The organism is Shimia biformata, assembly GCF_016888515.1.
Taxonomy (GTDB): Bacteria; Pseudomonadota; Alphaproteobacteria; order Rhodobacterales; family Rhodobacteraceae; genus Shimia_A; species Shimia_A biformata.
In genome coordinates this window covers 1,854,931-1,872,698 of record NZ_JAFEJK010000001.1, presented here as the reverse complement: position 1 = coordinate 1,872,698, position 17,768 = coordinate 1,854,931, and the positions used below count along the sequence as shown (strand labels likewise).

20 protein-coding genes are annotated in these 17,768 nt (G+C 64.0%); 15 read left to right on the top strand and 5 right to left on the bottom strand.

Annotation, left to right across the window (positions count from 1 at the left end; all coding sequences use genetic code 11):
* Window positions 1-11: 11 nt before the first annotated feature.
* The 5 genes from JQ863_RS09145 to JQ863_RS09125 all read right to left on the bottom strand — a co-directional run bounded on the left by JQ863_RS09145 (window position 12) and on the right by JQ863_RS09125 (window position 5,011).
* Complete coding sequence (locus JQ863_RS09145; protein ID WP_204113978.1) at window positions 12-497, bottom strand: (2Fe-2S)-binding protein; 486 nt, start codon at window positions 495-497, stop codon at window positions 12-14.
* A gap of 135 nt (window positions 498-632) precedes the next feature.
* Entirely contained in the window at window positions 633-1,646 is a 1,014-nt protein-coding gene (locus JQ863_RS09140) for a molybdopterin-binding protein (RefSeq protein WP_204113977.1), read from the bottom strand.
* Complete coding sequence (locus JQ863_RS09135) at window positions 1,643-2,611, bottom strand: XdhC family protein (RefSeq protein ID WP_204113976.1); 969 nt, start codon at window positions 2,609-2,611, stop codon at window positions 1,643-1,645. Before JQ863_RS09135 ends, JQ863_RS09140 begins: the two co-directional genes overlap by 4 nt.
* 78 nt (window positions 2,612-2,689) lie before the next feature.
* Window positions 2,690-3,949 carry a vWA domain-containing protein gene (locus JQ863_RS09130; RefSeq protein ID WP_204113975.1) on the bottom strand — a complete coding sequence of 420 codons (1,260 nt, stop codon included), beginning with the start codon at window positions 3,947-3,949 and terminating at the stop codon, window positions 2,690-2,692.
* Window positions 3,950-4,102: 153 nt separating this feature from the next.
* Window positions 4,103-5,011, bottom strand: coding sequence for an AAA family ATPase (locus tag JQ863_RS09125; RefSeq protein WP_204113974.1), 909 nt, complete (start codon window positions 5,009-5,011; stop codon window positions 4,103-4,105).
* Between the two features lie 192 nt (window positions 5,012-5,203).
* Between JQ863_RS09125 and JQ863_RS09120 the strand changes: the two genes are divergently transcribed.
* The 15 genes from JQ863_RS09120 to JQ863_RS09050 all read left to right on the top strand — a co-directional run bounded on the left by JQ863_RS09120 (window position 5,204) and on the right by JQ863_RS09050 (window position 17,731).
* Complete coding sequence (locus JQ863_RS09120) at window positions 5,204-6,142, top strand: phosphoadenosine phosphosulfate reductase (RefSeq protein WP_204113973.1); 939 nt, start codon at window positions 5,204-5,206, stop codon at window positions 6,140-6,142.
* Window positions 6,143-6,184: 42 nt separating this feature from the next.
* The gene (pyrC, locus tag JQ863_RS09115; protein ID WP_204113972.1) at window positions 6,185-7,225 is read left to right on the top strand and encodes a dihydroorotase; all 1,041 of its coding nucleotides are present in this window, start codon (window positions 6,185-6,187) and stop codon (window positions 7,223-7,225) included.
* A 148-nt stretch (window positions 7,226-7,373) separates the two neighbouring features.
* Window positions 7,374-8,054: an orotate phosphoribosyltransferase gene (locus JQ863_RS09110; protein ID WP_204113971.1), complete on the top strand. Its 681-nt coding sequence runs from the start codon at window positions 7,374-7,376 to the stop codon at window positions 8,052-8,054.
* Between the two features lie 186 nt (window positions 8,055-8,240).
* Window positions 8,241-9,728 (top strand): replicative DNA helicase, encoded by a 1,488-nt coding sequence (locus JQ863_RS09105; RefSeq protein WP_204113970.1) that lies wholly within the window; start codon window positions 8,241-8,243, stop codon window positions 9,726-9,728.
* An 85-nt stretch (window positions 9,729-9,813) separates the two neighbouring features.
* Entirely contained in the window at window positions 9,814-10,455 is a 642-nt protein-coding gene (locus JQ863_RS09100) for a hypothetical protein (protein WP_239113247.1), read from the top strand.
* A gap of 61 nt (window positions 10,456-10,516) precedes the next feature.
* A complete protein-coding gene (locus JQ863_RS09095; RefSeq protein WP_204113968.1) occupies window positions 10,517-10,789 on the top strand; it encodes a hypothetical protein in 273 nt (90 codons plus the stop codon).
* A gap of 66 nt (window positions 10,790-10,855) precedes the next feature.
* Window positions 10,856-11,149 (top strand): DUF1330 domain-containing protein, encoded by a 294-nt coding sequence (locus tag JQ863_RS09090; protein ID WP_204113967.1) that lies wholly within the window; start codon window positions 10,856-10,858, stop codon window positions 11,147-11,149.
* Complete coding sequence (locus JQ863_RS09085; RefSeq protein WP_239113246.1) at window positions 11,149-11,571, top strand: tellurite resistance TerB family protein; 423 nt, start codon at window positions 11,149-11,151, stop codon at window positions 11,569-11,571. Before JQ863_RS09090 ends, JQ863_RS09085 begins: the two co-directional genes overlap by 1 nt.
* An 88-nt stretch (window positions 11,572-11,659) precedes the next feature.
* Window positions 11,660-12,100, top strand: a complete 441-nt coding sequence (locus JQ863_RS09080) for a tellurite resistance TerB family protein (protein WP_204113966.1) — start codon at window positions 11,660-11,662, stop codon at window positions 12,098-12,100.
* Window positions 12,097-12,831: a phosphate/phosphite/phosphonate ABC transporter substrate-binding protein gene (locus JQ863_RS09075; RefSeq protein ID WP_204113965.1), complete on the top strand. Its 735-nt coding sequence runs from the start codon at window positions 12,097-12,099 to the stop codon at window positions 12,829-12,831. The genes JQ863_RS09080 and JQ863_RS09075 overlap by 4 nt, the downstream gene beginning before the upstream one ends.
* Before the next feature lie 130 nt (window positions 12,832-12,961).
* Complete coding sequence (locus tag JQ863_RS09070) at window positions 12,962-13,738, top strand: ABC transporter ATP-binding protein (protein WP_204113964.1); 777 nt, start codon at window positions 12,962-12,964, stop codon at window positions 13,736-13,738.
* 26 nt (window positions 13,739-13,764) lie between these two features.
* A complete protein-coding gene (locus JQ863_RS09065) occupies window positions 13,765-14,475 on the top strand; it encodes a transporter substrate-binding domain-containing protein (protein ID WP_204113963.1) in 711 nt (236 codons plus the stop codon).
* Window positions 14,476-14,605: 130 nt separating this feature from the next.
* On the top strand, window positions 14,606-15,490 hold the full coding sequence (locus JQ863_RS09060; RefSeq protein WP_204113962.1) for an ABC transporter permease: 885 nt from the start codon (window positions 14,606-14,608) through the stop codon (window positions 15,488-15,490).
* Window positions 15,487-16,293: an ABC transporter permease gene (locus JQ863_RS09055; protein ID WP_204113961.1), complete on the top strand. Its 807-nt coding sequence runs from the start codon at window positions 15,487-15,489 to the stop codon at window positions 16,291-16,293. The genes JQ863_RS09060 and JQ863_RS09055 overlap by 4 nt, the downstream gene beginning before the upstream one ends.
* A 121-nt stretch (window positions 16,294-16,414) precedes the next feature.
* On the top strand, window positions 16,415-17,731 hold the full coding sequence (locus JQ863_RS09050; RefSeq protein ID WP_204113960.1) for a glutamine synthetase family protein: 1,317 nt from the start codon (window positions 16,415-16,417) through the stop codon (window positions 17,729-17,731).
* Window positions 17,732-17,768 lie beyond the last annotated feature (37 nt).

Genomic DNA, 17,768 nt, shown 5'->3' with positions numbered 1-17,768 from the left:
GCCGGATAGAATCACTCGGCCGCGATGCCGCTGACGTCCTGACCGGATGCCGCCATGATCGCCTTGACGATATTGTGGTAGCCGGTGCAGCGGCAGATATTGCCTTCCAGGTAATCCCGGATTTCCGCCTCGGTGGGCGTCGGGTTGTCTTTCAAAAGCGCCGCCGCCGACATCACCATGCCCGGCGTGCAGAACCCGCATTGCAGCCCATGGTGGTCCTGGAACGCCTGCTGGATCACGTTCAGCGAGCCATCGGCATTGGCCTGGCCCTCGATCGTGCCGACCTCGGCCCCATCCGCTTCCAGCGCAAGCATGGTGCAGGCCTTGACCGCCTCACCGTTCACATGCACCACGCAGGCCCCACATTGGCTGGTATCGCAGCCCACATGTGTTCCCGTCAGGCCCAGTTGGTCTCTCAAGAATTGGCTGAGCAAGGTACGTCCTTCGACTGTGCCGGACGCAGACTTGCCATTCACGGTCATGCTGACCTGTGTCATTGGCTCCTCCCTAATTGAATTCATTATTTTGTTTATGACCTAGAGTTAAGCACGCGGGTTTCACGTTGAGAACCCGGTTTTTTCCAAACGGTCCGAAAATTGCCGATGGTCCAGTCACTTGACCGCGCCGGGCGGTCAGTTCCCGTCGCCCTCGATCGCGCGGCGGGGCATCGGGCGGGTGGGGATTTCCTTCAGCAGCCCGCCAACCCCCATCGCGGCAATGTCTCCGGCCGAGACCGGGATGCCGCAGACCACCCGCTCCAGCACCCAGTCCGCCCCGTTTAATGCCGGCGACCGCGCACATCCCGGCAGGCCGATGACCGGCGTAGCGCCACGGTTGCCAAGGAACAGAAGATTGCCGGGATCGACCGGCATGCCGAACCGCGCGACCGCGCCGCCCGCCTGCCGCAGTGCCTCCGGCGCGACGTCATGGGCGTCCGAGGTGGCCGACCCGGTCAGGATCAGGACCAGATCGCTTGTGGCCGCCTCGATCGCCGCGGCAATCGCGGCTGTGTCATGCGGCACCAGAAGGCGCGGCGCAAGGCTCACGCCCAACCGGTCCAGCCGCCCCGCCATCGACGCGCGGCCCTTGTCTGACGGCGTGTCAGAGCCGATCACGGTCTCGATCAATGTGGCAGTCTTCAAAACAGGCGCCGCCACCGCCAGCGCCCCCACCGCCGACGCGCAGGCATCCCGCAGCGCAGCCCCGCCAACCGCGTAGGAGATGATCTTGATCGTCGCCACCATGCCGCCCGCATCGACCCGGTGAAAGGGTGGCACGGTGGCAATCGTGATCATCGGGTCGCCGCCGTTGATTGCCGCAACCTTGTCGGTGGCCACCCGCACCACCCCCGGCCCGGTGGCATAGAGGTTCACCCGCCCGGTGCCTGCGCCCGAGATCCGCAGACCCTGAACATGCGGTTCCGGCACAATCGCGCGGGCAAGCTCAAGCGCCGCGGCGTCCTCGGTCACGTCGCCGGGGTCGGGGCGGGCCACCACCACGGTTGCGACACCCGCCGACATCAGCGCCGCCAGTTCGCCATCCCCCAGCACCGTGCCCTTGGCGATCCGCCGCCCGCCCTCGGGCTTGATCGAATGGGCCAGGATCGCACCCCTGGCCTTGCTCACGGAGACGGGGCCAAATTTCATGCGCCTTTCCTCAGCACCTGCACCATCTGCGACAGGATGGACACGGCGATCTCGGCCGGGTTTGCCGCGCCTATGTCCAACCCCACGGGCCCGTGGATGCGGGCGATTTCATCTTCCGCAAACCCATCATCCTGCAACCGCGCCACCCGCTTGGCATGGGTCCGGGTCGAGCCCAGCGCGCCGATATAGAACACGTCCGATTTCAGCGCGATATGCAGGGCGGGATCGTCCAGCTTGGGGTCATGGGTGAGAAGCACCAGCGCGGTGCGGGCATCCAGCCCCACTTTCGTCAACGCCTCGTCCGGCCATTCGTCCATTATCGTCTCACCGGGAAAACGCGCTTCGGAGCCGAAGGCGGTGCGTGGGTCGACGATAACGGGATCAAACCCGGCCAGCCGCGCCATCGGCACCAATCCTTGAGCGATATGGACCGCGCCCACAACCACCATACGCAGAGGCGGATTGTGGATGGCAACGAAACAGCCGTCTTCCTCAAAGCCCGAGCGGTCCATGCGGAACCGGTCGTCAAACCCTTCTGTCACCAGCACCCCGCCGCCCTGTTCGGGATGGGTGACATAGGCCACCGCCTGCCGCGCCGCCCGTGCCGCGACAAGCGCGGCCAGCACGCTTTCGGACATGACGGCACCGACGGGTTCGACCAGCACGCGGATCGTGCCGCCACAGGCCAAACCGACGGCAAAGGCGTCCCCGTCGCTGACGCCGAACTCCAAAAGGCGCGGCTTGCCGTCTTCCAGTGCGTCCATCGCCTCGACCATGACCGCGCCCTCGACGCAGCCGCCCGAAACGGACCCTTCCAGCCGACCATCACCCGAGACCGCCATCTGCGCCCCCACCCGGCGCGGGGCGCTGCCCCAGGTCTCGACCACGGTGGCCAGCGCCGCGCCATGACCCGCACGGTGCCAGTCCAGCGCGATTTCGGGGATTTGGTCGAAGGAGGTGGTCATGTTTGCTCCGCAGGTTGGCCGGTCCAATAAAAGATGTGCCAACATACCCCAAAGCGCAAGGAGACCCTGCCTGCGACGTCATCCCTGCCGCAGCGCCGCCATCAGCCGCGTCTTTTCGCCCGCATCGTCGGGGCGCGAGATCGCGGCGGCGAGGTCTTCCAGCGAGGCGATGTTATGCCCGGCGCGGAAGGCGTCGACATGGGGCAGCATGGCGCGGATGCCGGTGGCGCGGGGGGCGAACTCGTCCCAGCGCAACAGCGGGTTGAGCCAGATCAGGTGGCGTGACGACAGATGCAGCCGCTCCATTTCCGCCCTCAGCGCGCCCGCGTCGCCCCGGTCCAGCCCGTCGGTGATCAACAGCACCACCGCCCCCTGGCCCATCACCCGGCGCGACCAGTCGCGGTTGAAGGCGTGCAGGCAATCGCCGATCCTCGTGCCGCCCTCCCAGTCCTGCGCCTCGGCCCCTGCCGCCGCCAGCGCCGCATCAACGTCGCGGGTGGCAAGGTGGCGGGTGATATTGGTCAGCCGCGTGCCGAAGGTGAAACCATGCACCTTGGCCCAGCCTGCCCCCTTGCGGTTGGCCACGGCATGGAGAAAATGCAGCACCATACGGCTGTATTGGCTCATCGAGCCGGAAATATCGCAAAGCACGATCAGGTTGGGCCAGCGTGGGCGTGGGGATTTGCGGGCGATCCTCTGGATGTCGCCGCCGGTGCGCATCGCCGCGCGGATCGTGCGCCGCCAGTCGGCCTTGGCGCCCAGCGCATCCGGTTTGCCGCGCCGTGACGGGATCGGGCGCACCGGCAGGCTGAGCCGCGCCAGCATGCGCTTGGCCGCCGCGATCTCGCCCGTGTCCATCAGTTCGAAATCCAGCGTCCTGAGCCGTTCTTCGGCGGACATGGTCAGGGTCGAGTCGACCTCGACCTCGGTTTCGCCGCCCTCGTCGTCGGTCTGCGGCAGGTCACGCTCGACCCCATCGAGCAGCGCTTCGGCGGCGCGTTTCTCGCCGGCTTCGGCGACGCGGTCCTCCTGCACGCCGCGAATGGCGGGCAGCATGGCGGCCATCATCTGTTCAAGGTAGCGCGGATCGCGCCAGTAAAGCCGGAACACCTGCGCAAAGATCACGCGATGTTCGGGGCGCGAGACGAAACAGGCATGCAGAGTCCAGTAGAAATCCGTGCGGCTGGTAAACCCCGCCGCCTCGACCGCGCGGATGGCGTCGATCACGCGACCGGGGCCAATCGGCAACCCCGCCTTGCGCAGGGCGCGGGCAAAATGGGTGATATTGCCCGCCAGTTTCGGCGCGTCGGGTATGTCGAGGGGGATCTGTTCAGACATATGAGGCAACCCACCTCGACAGGTCATCTGCAAGCGATTGGTCAAACCAAGGGCAGCGCCGTCCCGCGGGGGGGCGTGAAGCGCCGCTCCGGGGGGGCGGGTCGGCGCTGCCCGGCGGTGTCGCCGGGCGCAAGCTCCTTGAAATCCGCGTCATCACACCGGCTCGAGTTCGGCGCGGGCTTCGTCCAGTAACCTCTGCGCTTCCGACCCCTGCAATTTCTGGATGTCGTCCTGATATTTCAGGATCGCGCCCAGCGTGTCGGCGATGACCTCGGGGCTGAGGTTGATCACATCCAGTGCCAGAAGGCATTTCGCCCAGTCGATAGTCTCGGCCACGCCGGGTTTCTTGAACAGGTCCTCGGTGCGCAGTTTCTGGACAAAGGCCACGATTTCACGGGCAAGGCTTTCCGCTGCCTCCGGTGCGCGGGCGTGCAGGATCGCCATTTCCCGCTCGAAATTCGGGTAGTCGACCCAGTGATAGAGGCAGCGCCGCTTCAGCGCGTCATGGACCTCGCGGGTGCGGTTCGAAGTCAGGATGACGATGGGCGGTTCCGGGGCCTTGATGGTGCCGATCTCGGGAATGGTGACCTGAAAATCGCTGAGGGCCTCCAAGAGGAAAGCCTCGAACGGTTCGTCGGTGCGGTCCAGCTCGTCGATCAGAAGGACCGGCGCGCCGCTCTGGTGCGGGCGCATGGCCTGCAACAGGGGCCGTTCGACAAGGTAGTCGGGACCGAACAATTCACGCTGCAAGACGTCACGGTCAGCCTGACCACCCGCCTCGGCGGTGCGGATCGCAACCATCTGCGCGGCGAAATTCCACTCATAGACCGCGCTGGCCGCATCCAGCCCTTCGTAACATTGCAGCCGGATCAGGTTGCGCCCCAGCACCGTGGCCAGCGCCTTGGCGATCTCGGTTTTGCCGACCCCGGCCTCGCCCTCTAGAAACAACGGCCGCCCCAGCCGCAGGGACAGGAACACCACCGTCGCCAGCGACCGGCCGCAGACATAGCCCGCCCCCGCCAGCCTGTCCTGCACCTCTGATATCGAGTTCATGCCCGTCATGCCGACCCCTCTTGCCTCTTGCCGCGCGCCAGGCCCAAGGCTGCCCGATCCACGCGCGACCGGTCAACCGTTGCATTTGCCGCGCCGGGGTGGAATTCCTTGTCGCGGCTTCATATTCTTGCCCAAGTGCCGGATTATTCGTGCGACAAGAACAGGTGGCATGACAAGCGCCGATCTCTGAGGACCCCGACCATGCAGGACACACCCAACGCGATGGAAACCCCGATGCTGGGGCTGGCGAAAGACGACTGGCTTCTGCGTCTGGACGAGATCGTGGACGAGGACGGCTATCTTCTGTCGCTGGGCGACCGGCACTGGGCGGCCTTCATCGAGGACAAGCCGACGCTGCTGGTCACGTTCGAATCGCTTCAGGCGATTCAGGATCGCGGCGACACCGGCCAGCCGCTGGGTTTCGAACTGGTGCGCGAACTGGGGTGGTCGCAGCTCGCATTTCTCAGCGACGGCGACACGTGGTTCCGCGACCCGGCGGTCTTTGCCTTTGTCGACCGGCTGGCCGATGACGGTTTCTTTGACGAGTTCGACCGGGTGCTGTTTTACGGCGCAGGACCGGGGGGCTATGCGGCGGCGGCCTTTTCGGTGGCGGCGCCGGGCGCGACCGTGGTGGCAGTGGAACCGCAGGCCACGCTGGACCCGCAGCTGGTCCCGTGGGAGGATCGGTTTCCGCAGATGCGCCGTGTCTCGTTCACCTCGCGCTATGGCTATGCGCCGCGCATGGTCGAGGCCGCCGAACGCGCCTTTGTGCTTTACGACCCGCACAGTGAACGGGACGCGGTTCATGCGGCGCTGTTTGCGCGGGATCATGTCGAGCTGTTGAAGACGCCGCTCTTGGGGGGCGATCCGGGTGGTGGGCTTGAAACACACCTGCTGGACACGCAAATCCTGTTCCGCCTGCTGGTCAAGGCAGCGGCGGGCAAGATGTCGCCAACCGCCTTTCACCAAATGTGGCGGGCGCGGCGCAACTATGGCCCCTATCTGCGGCGCCTTCTGCAAAGGACCGAGGACGCCAACCGCCCCTTCCTGACCGCGCTTCTGTGTTCGAATGTCACGCGCCGCATGAACGCGCCGATGTTCCGGCGCAAGTTGAAGCGATTGATCGGCAAAGCGGCCTGATCTGGCTGGAATATCCCGCCGCTTTTGTGGTAGCGGCACAGCATGACACAAAGCCTGACCATTCCCCGCCCCGATGACTGGCACCTGCATCTGCGCGACGGCGCGATGCTGCAAGCGGTGCTGCCGGAAACCGCCCGTGATTTTGGCCGCGCGATCATCATGCCGAACCTGGTGCCGCCCGTGGTGACGGGTGCGGATGCAGCGGCCTATCGCGACCGGATCATGGCCGCCCTGCCGGAAGGCATGACATTCGACCCCCTGATGACGCTTTACCTGACCGAGGCGACCGACCCGGCAGATGTGCGCGCAGCGGCAGAAAGCGGGCTGGTCAAGGCGCTGAAACTCTATCCTGCCGGGGCGACCACCAACTCGGCGTCGGGCGTGCGCGATTTCGACAAGGTGCGCCCGGTGCTGGAAATCATGGCCGAGATCGGATTGCCCCTTTGCGTGCATGGCGAGGTCACCGACAGCGATATCGACATCTTTGACCGCGAGGCGGTGTTCATCGACCGTGTGCTGGACCCGATCCGCCGCGCGACGCCGGGACTGCGGGTGGTGATGGAGCATATCACCACGTCAAACGGCGTTGACTACGTCAAGGCCAATGACCGGGACCTGGGCGCGACGATCACCACCCATCACCTGATCATCAACCGCAACCATATCCTGGTTGGGGGCATCAAGCCGCATTACTATTGCCTGCCCGTCGCCAAGCGCGAGGAGCACCGGCTGGCGCTGCGTGCCGCCGCGACATCCGGCGATGCGCGGTTCTTCCTTGGCACCGACTCGGCACCGCATCTGGACCACCTGAAAGAACATGCCTGCGGCTGCGCCGGCTGTTTCACCGCCACGAACACCATGCCACTTCTGGCGCATGTGTTCGAAGAAGACGGCGCGCTGGACAAGCTGGAAGGTTTCGCCAGCCGCAACGGGCCGGCATTCTATGGGCTGCCGGTGAATGCCGAGACGCTGACATTGGTGAAATCCGACACGGCCACCGCGTTTCCCGCCAAGATCGACACGCCGGACGGCCCGGTCACGGTGTTTGATCCGGGTTATCCCGTGCATTGGTCGGTTCAATAATGACGTTTTCACTGCTCCCCACAGAGGTTCGCGCCCGGCCCGAGGGTGGGCGCGCATTCGCGCCCGCCCTGGGGGGCGGGTCGGGCGCGAACCGGATCGCAAGCGATCCGGGAACACATCTTCTTACTCCAATCGCAGGAGCTCTCACATGATCCCCACCGCCTTCCCTCCGAAAGAGGAAATCGCCCGCCTGACCGCACGGATGCTGCTGGAAATCGGCGCGGTGAATTTCAATACCGACGAACCTTATACGCTGGCCTCCGGCCTGCCCTCGCCCAGCTATATCGACTGCCGCAAGCTGATCTCTTTCCCGCGCATCCGCGCCACGCTGATGGATTTCATGACCGTCACCGTGATGCGCGACGCCGGGTTCGAGGCGTTTGACAATATCGCCGGTGGCGAAACCGCCGGCATCCCCTTTGCCGCGCTGGTGGCCGAGCGCATGGCGCTGCCGATGACCTATGTGCGCAAGAAGCCCAAGGGCTATGGCCGCAACGCCCGGATCGAAGGCGCGATGAGCGAAGGCGAGCGGGTGCTGCTGGTCGAGGATCTGACCACCGATGGCGGCTCGAAACTGTCCTTTGTAGATGCGATCCGCGAGACCGGCGCGACCTGCGGTCATACCGCCGTGATCTTCTATTACGACATCTTCCCCGAGACGACGAAGACACTGGGCGATCATGGGGTGCAACTGCACTATCTCTGTACCTGGTGGGACGTTCTGGCCGAGGCCAAGGCGCAGGGCGCGTTCAGTGACGCGACGCTGACAGAAGTCGAATCCTTCCTGCGCGACCCGCGCGCATGGCAGGACGCACGGATGAAGAAATAACCGGATTTTTCGCAACGTCATAACGCGGCCACAGACCGCACCACCACAACATGTTGCGTCAGACCCCCGCTTTCTGCCAAGATAGCGGGGGTTTCTGTTATCCACAGATAACCCACAGAAAGATACAATTTGCGGTCGCCGCAGGCCTTGGACTAGAACCGCCTCAACGAGGACACCGGGACAGCCATGAACGAGATTGCAAATATCCGAACAGGCGAGGCACAGGCGGATTCCGCCGATCCAATGCCGCATTCCATCGAGGCCGAGCAACAGCTGCTGGGCGCGATCCTGACCAACAACGATATCTATGACCGCGTCGCGCAGATCATCACCGACAAGCATTTCTATGATCCGGTCCACGCCCGTATCTTCGAAGTCGCGGCCGCGCGGATCGCCAAGAACAACCTTGCCTCACCCGTAACGCTGAAGGCCTTTCTTGAGGATGACGAGGGGCTGAAGGAACTGGGCGGTCCCGCCTATCTTGCCCGTCTTGCCGGTGCTGCGATCTCGGCCTATGCCGCGCGTGACTATGCGCAGATGATCTATGACATGGCGATCCGGCGCGAGCTGATCAGCCTTGGCAACAACATCTCGACCAAAGCGGCGCGGGTTGACGTCGAAAGCGAGCCGAAAGAGCAGATCGTCGAGGCGGAACAGGCGCTTTACAACCTCTCGGAACAGGGGCGCACCGATACCGGGTTCGTCTCGTTCCTGAAGGCGGTCACCGAAGCCGTGCAATCGGCCAATGCCGCCTATGAGCGCGGCGGCGGTCTGGCGGGGGTGTCGACCGGGCTCATTGACCTCGACAAGAAGCTGGGCGGGTTGCACCCGTCGGACCTGTTGATCCTTGCCGGGCGCCCCTCGATGGGGAAAACCTCGCTTGCCACCAACATCGCCTTCAACGTCGCCAAGGCCTATAAGAAAGGCAAGAAACCCGATGGCAGCGAAGGCGCGGTCGAGGGCGGCGTCGTGGGCTTCTTCAGCCTCGAGATGAGCGCCGAACAGCTGGCGGCGCGGATCCTGTCGGAAGCCTCGGAAGTGCCGTCGGAAAACATCCGGCGCGGTGACATGACCGAGACCGAGTTCCGCCGCTTCGTCGAGGCCGCCAAGACACTGGAAGCCTGCCCGCTGTTCATCGACGACACCCCTGCCCTGCCGATCAGCCAGCTGGCGGCACGGGCGCGGCGGTTGAAACGGACCCACGGGCTTGACCTGTTGGTGATCGACTACCTGCAACTGTGCCGGGGCATGTCGGACAACCGGGTGAACGAGATCGCCGAGATCTCGATGGGCATGAAGGCCATCGCCAAGGAACTGAACATCCCCGTGATGGCGCTGTCGCAGCTGTCCCGTCAGGTCGAAAGCCGAGACGACAAGCGGCCACAGCTTTCGGACCTGCGCGAATCCGGCTCGATCGAGCAGGATGCCGACGTGGTGATGTTCGTGTTCCGCGAGGAATACTATGTCGAACGCGAAAAGCCGTCGGATGACAAGCTGGACGAAATGGCCGCGTGGCAGGAACGTATGGACAAGCTGCACGGCAAGGCAGAGGTTATCATCGGCAAGCAGCGTCACGGGCCGATCGGCTCGGTCGATCTCAGCTTCGAGGGCCGCTTCACCCGCTTCGGCAACCTTGTTCAGCCGTGGCAGCAAGGCGGCAACGACGAATACTGATCCCGTGTTCGTGATTTGCGGAAAGGCGATTCCGGTATAGCCTGCGTTCATGCGCGCCTTGATACCCATTGCCGCCTTTCTTCTCATGTCCCAGCCCGCCCTGGCCTGTGACACGCCCATTTGCGAGGTCGACCCCGACACGCTGGGGCTGGATCAGGTCATCACGTTTGACGACCTGCCGTCCTCATTCGGGGTGGGCCGCGAGGTGCCCGAGGTGCTGGTGCGCAAGGGGGCGCAGTTTGGCGAACGGTTTGCCGGGCAGATCCTGACATTCGATGGCGACTATGACCGCGCCGCCGGGGGCGCGATGGCGCCTCTGACCGTGCTGCCCGGCGTCAAGGGCCAGAACCTCGGCATCCTGCGGCTGATGGCGACATCGGTTCTGCATGGTCACGGCCCCGCCGGGTTTCCAAACCCGCAGGCGGCGGGCGAAGGCTCGGTTGCGATCCTGTTTGACCACGATCAGAGCGCCGTCGGGTTTGATATTCGTGGTGGCGAAGGGGGCGCGGCCTTTGTGACCTTTCTCAAACGCGACGGCACGGCGATTGGCAGCCTGACCATCGCGCCGCTGTCCGAAAAGGAATACGGGTTCCGACGCAGTGATGACACCCCGGACATCGCCGGGATGCTGATCGAAAACGCCGACCCGGAAGGCATTGCGCTGGACAATGTCCGCTTCCGCGAAGAGGTGGTTCTGGGGCTTCTGGCGATCACGGCACAGCCCTGACTTGATCATTTCAAAACCGCGCCCTAGGGTGCGCGCGTATTTGAAACCGGAGATCAAGTTTATGAAAACGCGTATTTTTCTTTCCATTGCCACCACGCTTTCCCTGACCGTTCCGGCATGGGCAACAGACGGTGATCGCGCCGATGTTTTGTTGCAGTTGATCCGTGACAATGGCTGTCAGATGACCTCCGCCGAGGCCGATCAGATGCTGCCCGAACACGGGTTCGACATGTCCCAGACCCGCGATATCGTGCGCGGCTGGGCCAAGGACGGGATGGTCGACATGAACGGCTTTGCCGGAATCAAGCTTTCGGAGAAAGGATGCAAGAGCTGACCCCTTGCAGCGAATCCCCTTCTGGGTCAGCTTCGTCTGAAAACAGATCAAACGGGGGACAACCGGATGCCAAAGGGTTACTGGATTGCGCGTGTCGATGTCGACGACATCGACACCTACATGAAATACGTCAAGGCCAATGGCGCGGTGTTTGATGCCTATGATGGCCGGTTCATCGTGCGTGGCGGGGCCTTCGAGAACCCCGAAGGCACCAGCCGGTCACGCAATGTGGTGATCGAGTTCCCGTCCTATCAGGCGGCGCGGGACTGTTATCACTCGGCGGAATACCAGAAGGTCAAGGAAATCCGCGACCCGGTTTCGTCCGGCGATCTGGTCATTGTCGAAGGGTATGACGGCTGATGTGGGACGCCCTGATGCGCCGGCTGTCCGGCAAACCCCAAGAACCCAAGCTGCCGGAACCCGATGAACACCTCGCGCTGGGGGCGCTTCTGGTGCGGGTGGCGAAATCCGACAGCCATTATGACGCCGTCGAAATCGGCGAGATCGACCGCATTCTGGCAGAAAGCTTCGGCCTGAACCCGGTCGAGGCCGCCAAGATGCGCGCGACCTGCGAAAAGCTCGAAGCCAAGGCCCCCGGCACCCCGGATTTCGCGCTGATCATCCGGCAGAACGTGGACTATCCGCACCGTCTGGACGTGATGCGCGCCCTGTGGCGGGTGATTATTGCCGACGGCGAACATGCGGTGGAAGAAGACGCCACCCTGAGCGAGATCGCCCATATCCTCGGCATCCAGCCCGAAGACCTGCCGGCCGCCGACTGACCCCGGCACAAGCGGCCGGTTGTCACAATTGCGACAAAGCGGGGCGGCCCCTCTGGTATCCACCCCGCCCTGCCCCTAGATAGCGCCCATGATTGCAGAACTCATCCGTCGCATTACCGCCCCCGCCCCGCCTGTCCTTGATACCAATGACGCGCGGCTGGCGCTGATGGCGCTTCTGGTGCGCATCGCGCGCTCGGACGGCGACTATGCCCTGTCCGAGATCGAGCGCATCGACCGGATTTGCGAAAAACGCTGCGGGCTGACGCCGAATCAGGCGCGGCTGTTGCGCGCCGAAGCCGAAACGCTTGAGGCCGAAGCCCCCGACACGGTGCGCTTTACCCGCGCAATCAAGGACGCGGTACCGTTTGAGGAACGCGTCGGCGTGGTCGAAGCCATGTGGGAGGTCGTGCTTGCCGATGGCTCGCGCGATGCCGAGGAAGAGGCCATCGTGCGACTGGCCTCGCATTTCCTCGGGGTGAACGACCGTGACTGCGCGCTGGCGCGGCAACGGGTCGAAGCCGCGTCATGATCGCCAGCTTCGGCATGTATGACCGCCCGGAAACGGCGGCGCTGAATGACCGGCTTTGGCAATTGACACGAGAGGCGCTTGGCGACGGCCCCGCGACGCTGGACCGCGAGACGCCGCTTTGGGACATCTGGCAATCCCCCGACCTTTTGCTGGCGCAGACCTGCGGCATGCCCTATCGCACCCGGCTGCATGGCACGGTCACGCTGGTCGCGACGCCTGACCACGGTTTTGACGGGGTGCCCGAGGGCCATTATTGCAGCGTGATCGTGACCCGCCGGGCCGATGCGGGCGCGCCGCTTGAAACCTTGCAGACGCGGCGCATGGCGGTCAACGACGCGCTGTCGCAATCGGGCTGGGCCGCCCCCGTGGAGCATTTCCGGGCAGCGGGCCTGACCATCGGTGAGACGGTCGAAACCGGTAGTCATCGCGCCTCGGCCAAGGCGGTGGCCGAGGGGCGCGCGGATTGGGCGGCGCTGGACCTTCTGAGTTGGGAGATGATGCAGCGGTTCGACCCGTTTGCCGCGCAGCTGACGGAACTTGCCCGCACCGCCCCCACCCCGGCCCTGCCCTTCATCACCGCGCAGACCCGTGATCCCGCCCCAATCCGTGACGCGCTGGCGTGCGCGATCGCCGCGCTTGCGCCCGATCAGCGCGACATGCTGGGCCTGGCCGGGCTGGTGGTGCTTTCCGCTGACGCCTATCTCGCGGTGCCGACCCCTGCGGCACGGTGACAATCCGGGCAGTCCCCCTGCCGAATTGTCGGAATTCACCAAGCGTCACCCGTTTTGCAAGTTGCAATCGGTCGTTTTTTCAGTTCCATTACGTGCCTGACAAAACCACTTCTAACGCAAAGCTGCCCCCTTGCCCGACACAACACCCGTTCTTGAAATCCGCAATCTTCACAAGGCCTATGGCGAGCTTGAGGTCATCAAGGGTGTCGATATCACCGCCCCGGCGGGCCATGTGGTGTCGCTGATCGGGTCGTCGGGATCGGGCAAGTCGACCATCCTGCGCTGTGCCAACCTGCTTGAGGACAGCCAGCAGGGGGACATCCTGTTCAAGGGCGAACCTGTCAGCTGGAAAGGCAGCGGTCATGGCCGCGTCCCCGCCGATCCGAAACAGGTTCTGCGCATCCGCACCAACCTGTCGATGGTGTTCCAGCAGTTCAACCTGTGGGCCCATATGACCATCCTGCAAAACGTGATGGAAGCGCCGCTGACCGTGCTGGGCCGCGACCGGACCGAGGTCGAGGCATCGGCCCGCGCCTATCTGGACAAGGTCGGGATCGGCGACAAATGCGACGTCTATCCGGCGCAGCTTTCGGGCGGCCAGCAGCAGCGCGCCGCCATCGCGCGCGCCCTGTGCATGGAGCCCGAGGCGCTGTTGTTCGACGAGCCGACCTCGGCGCTGGACCCGGAACTGGAACAGGAAGTGGTGCGCGTGATCAAGGCGCTGGCCGAGGAAGGCCGGACCATGCTGATCGTGACCCATGACATGAAAATGGCCCATGATGTGTCGGACCACGTCGTGTTCCTGCATCAGGGCCTGATCGAAGAAGAAGGCGACCCGGCAACCCTGTTCGGATCGCCCAAATCGGAACGGCTGCGACAGTTCCTAAGCTCGACTGCCGCCGCCTGAACAACCAACCAAAGGGAGCAAACCACATGAAGAAACTGATCCTCAGCACCGCCGCGCTGGCGCTGACCGCGGGTATCGCGGCCGCCGACGTGGTGCGCATGGGCACCGAGGGCGCCTATGCACCGTGGAACTTCGTCAACGACGCTGGCGAGATCGACGGCTTTGAGCGCGAACTGGGCGACGAGCTGTGCAAGCGCGCCGAACTGCAATGTGAATGGGTCAAGAACGACTGGGATTCGATCATTCCGAACCTCGTGTCGGGCAACTACGACACCATCATCGCGGGCATGTCGATCACCGACGAGCGCGATGAGGTCATCGACTTCACCCAGCCCTACACGCCGCCGGATCCGTCGGCCTATGTCGCCCTCAGCGCCGATGTGGACGTTGAAGGCGGTGTGATCGCGGCGCAGGCAGCGACCATCCAGGCGTCGTTCATCGCCGAACAGGGCTGGACCCTGATCGAATTCGCGACCCCGGAAGAAACCGTCGCCGCCGTGCGCAACGGCGAAGCCGACGCGGTTCTGGCCGACAAATCCTTCCTCGACACCGTCGCCGGCATGGACGGCCTCGTGATGCTCGAGCGCATGGAATCGATCGGTGGCGGCGTTGGCATGGGCCTGCGTGAATCGGATGGCGAACTGCGCGCCAAGTTCGACGCGGCGATCCAGTCGATGAAAGACGACGGCACGCTGAACGCGCTGATCGCGAAATGGGAAGTCGCTTCCCAGTGGTAATCTGATCCAACGTGATCACGGGATGCGCGGGGATTTCTTGCGCATCCCACTTTCCGCCTCTGTCCCGCTCGGGCCAACGACATGGCGGCGCCGCCCGTGAACATCAAAACGGACAAGGACGAGACGGGGCATGTTTTCCTATTGCGTAGAACCGGACACGCTTGAGGGGCTCACGTGGCTTTCCTGCTACCTGACCACCGGCAAGCATATGGGGCTTTATACCTCGGTCATCACCGTGCTGGTCCTGCTTGCGATCACGGCACCGGTGGCGCTCTTGTTTGGCTTTGGCGGCGCGACGGCCGCGCGGTCGCATTTCCTGCCGCTGCGCTGGTTCGGCAAGGGCTACAGCGCCATCGTGCGCGGGGTGCCCGACATCGCGTTTTTCATGTTCTTCGTCATCGCGCTGGACCAGGCGTTCGAATGGGTCCGCCATCAGGTCAAATGCCCCGACTGGCCCGACGCGATCCGTCAGGGCAACGACTTTGTAGTCTGCGCGCAGGCCAAGCTGCCGCTTTCGACGGCGCCGGAATGGGTGCATAACACCTACGCGTTCTTCCTTGCGGTTCTGACCTTTTCCATCGTGTTTGGCGCCTTTGCCGCCAACGTGCTGTTCGGCGCCATGCGCGCCGTGCCGCAGGCCCAGCTTGAAACGGCGGAAGCCTATGGCATGACCCGCCGCCAGACCTTCTGGCGTATCCTCGTGCCGCAGATGTGGGTCTATGCCCTGCCGGGTCTCTCGAACCTGTGGATGGTGCTGATCAAGGCGACGCCCCTCTTGTTCCTTCTCGGGATCGAGGACATCGTCTATTGGGCACGCGAACTTGGCGGCACGGTCAACGCCCGCTTCACCGACTACCCGCATGGCGACTGGCGCATGTGGTATTTCCTGGCGCTTCTGGTTTTCTACCTTGGCTTCACCAAGGTCTCGGAGGTCGTGCTGGACAAGCTGATGAAGCGGCTCACCCATGGTCAGGCCACCGCCGGCGGTGAAGCCCAGCGGAGGGCCAAGGCATGAGCTGCTTTGACACCATCCAGGCCTATGCGCTGCGCTCGATCGGCATTGGCGAACGGCTGCTTCCGCGTGAGGGCTATGACCTGTGCCAGCAGTTCACGCTGATCGGCTCGGGCATGATCTGGAACGTCTATTTCGGGGTCTTTGCCCTGTGTCTTGGGTTCTTCTTTGCCGTCGCGCTGGCGATGGGCAAACATTCGTCAAACCCGCTGCTGCGCAAACCGTCGGAATGGTTCATCTTCGTGTTCCGCGGCTCGCCCCTGTTCATCCAGTTCTTCTTTGCCTATTTCGTCTTTCTCGCGGTCAAACAGTCGATGCCCTTCCTTGGCGCCTTCACCGCCGCGTGGCTGGGCGCGCTTTTGGTGCTGTTCATGAACACCGCCGCCTATTCGGGCGAGATCTTCTATGGCGCGCTTCTGTCGATCCCCAAGGGCGATATCGAGGCCGCGGATGCCTATGGCATGACCGGCTGGACCCGGTTCCGCCGGATCACCTTTCCGACCATGCTGCGGCTGGCATGGCCTGCCTATACGAACGAGGCGATCTTCCTGTTCCACGCCACGACGCTTGTCTTCTTCTCGGGCTTCCCGGTGCTGAAACAGCAGGGTGATGCGCTGTATTACGCGCGGTATTTCGCGGACAAGACCTTCAACCCGTTCATCCCCTACCCGATCCTGGCCTTCTATTTCATCCTGCTGACGCTGGCGATTGTCGGCATTTTCGGCCTGATGAACCGCCGCCTGAACCGGCACCTGCCACAGGAACGGCGTCAGAAGATGCGCTTCCGCCCCAACTTGTTGCGCTGATCCCCGCCGATCCCGGCACCGCTTTGCGGCCTATATCGAATAATATGATCAAATTCATCTAGCGCGGCGCATGGGAGTCGGCTAGACATGGTCTCGACCGGACAAATGTCACGGAGGGTCCATGAACCTTGGCCAATTCAGCACGATACGAGTCGGCGCAGCCGATCTGAACGGGCAATGGCGCGGCAAGCGCGTGCCCGGCACTTACGCAACCAAGCTGGACAAGGGGGCCGTGCGCCTGCCCCTGTCTGCCCTGAATGCCGACATCTGGGGCGAGGATATCGCCGACAGCCCGCTGGTGTTTGAGCGCGGCGATGTCGATGGCGTGCTTTACCCAACTGACCGCGGCGCGGTGCCGATGCCGTGGCTCGCGACCCCGTCCGCGCTGGTCCCGATGTGGATGAGCCTTGAGGACGGCACGCCCTACCTCGGCGACCCGCGTCACGCGCTGAACCACGTGCTTGACCGCTATCGCGCCCGTGGCTGGGAGGTGATGGCAGCCTCGGAGATGGAGTTTTCGCTGGTTGACGATCAGGGCAACGCCCTGCGTCCGCCGCGCGATCCGCGCTCGGGGCGGCGGCTGCTCAGCGGGTCGATGTATTCGCTCGATGAGCTGGACGCGTTCGACCTGTTCTTCACCGAACTGCACACCGGCTGCAAGGCGATGGACCTGCCCGTGCAGTCCATCGTGAACGAGGCCGGGATCGGCCAGTTCGAGGTGACGTTCAACCATCAAGAGGCGCTTTACGCCGCCGATGACGCGCTTCTGTTCAAGATGCTGGTGCGCGGGCTGGCGCGCAAACATGGCATGGCCGCGACCTTCATGGCGAAACCCTATGCACAGGACGCCGGGAACGGCATGCATGTGCATTTCTCGGTCGTGGACAAGGACGGCAACAACGTCTTTGACAATGGTGGCGAGGAAGGCACGCCGCTGCTTTTGTCGGCCATAGCCGGTTGCCTTGAAGCAATGCCTGCCTCGACCCTGATCTTTGCCCCGCACGGCCCCAGCTATGACCGGTTCGCGCCCGGTGCCCATGCCCCGACGCAGGTCTGCTGGGGCTATGAAAACCGCACCGTGGCCATTCGCGTGCCCGGCGGTCCGACCGCCGCGCGACGGATCGAACATCGCGTCGCCGGGGGCGACGTGAACCCCTATCTGATGCTGGCGGTGATGCTGGGCGCGGCCATGGACGGGATCGACCGCGACCTGACCCCGCCCCCGCCGATCGAAGGCAACGCCTATGAGCAGGACTTGCCGACGCTGGCCGAGGACTGGGAAGAGGCGGTCGCGCTGTTCGAAAAAGATCCGATCATCGCCCGCGCCCTGCCCGGACAGCTGATCCGCAACCTTGTCCGCACCAAGCGGCAGGAGTTGGAGCGGCTGGACGACATCCCGTCGTCGAAACACTGGCACACCTATCTCGAGAGGGTCTGAGGACCCCCTTGCCGCAACCGACATGCTGAAGTAGCAT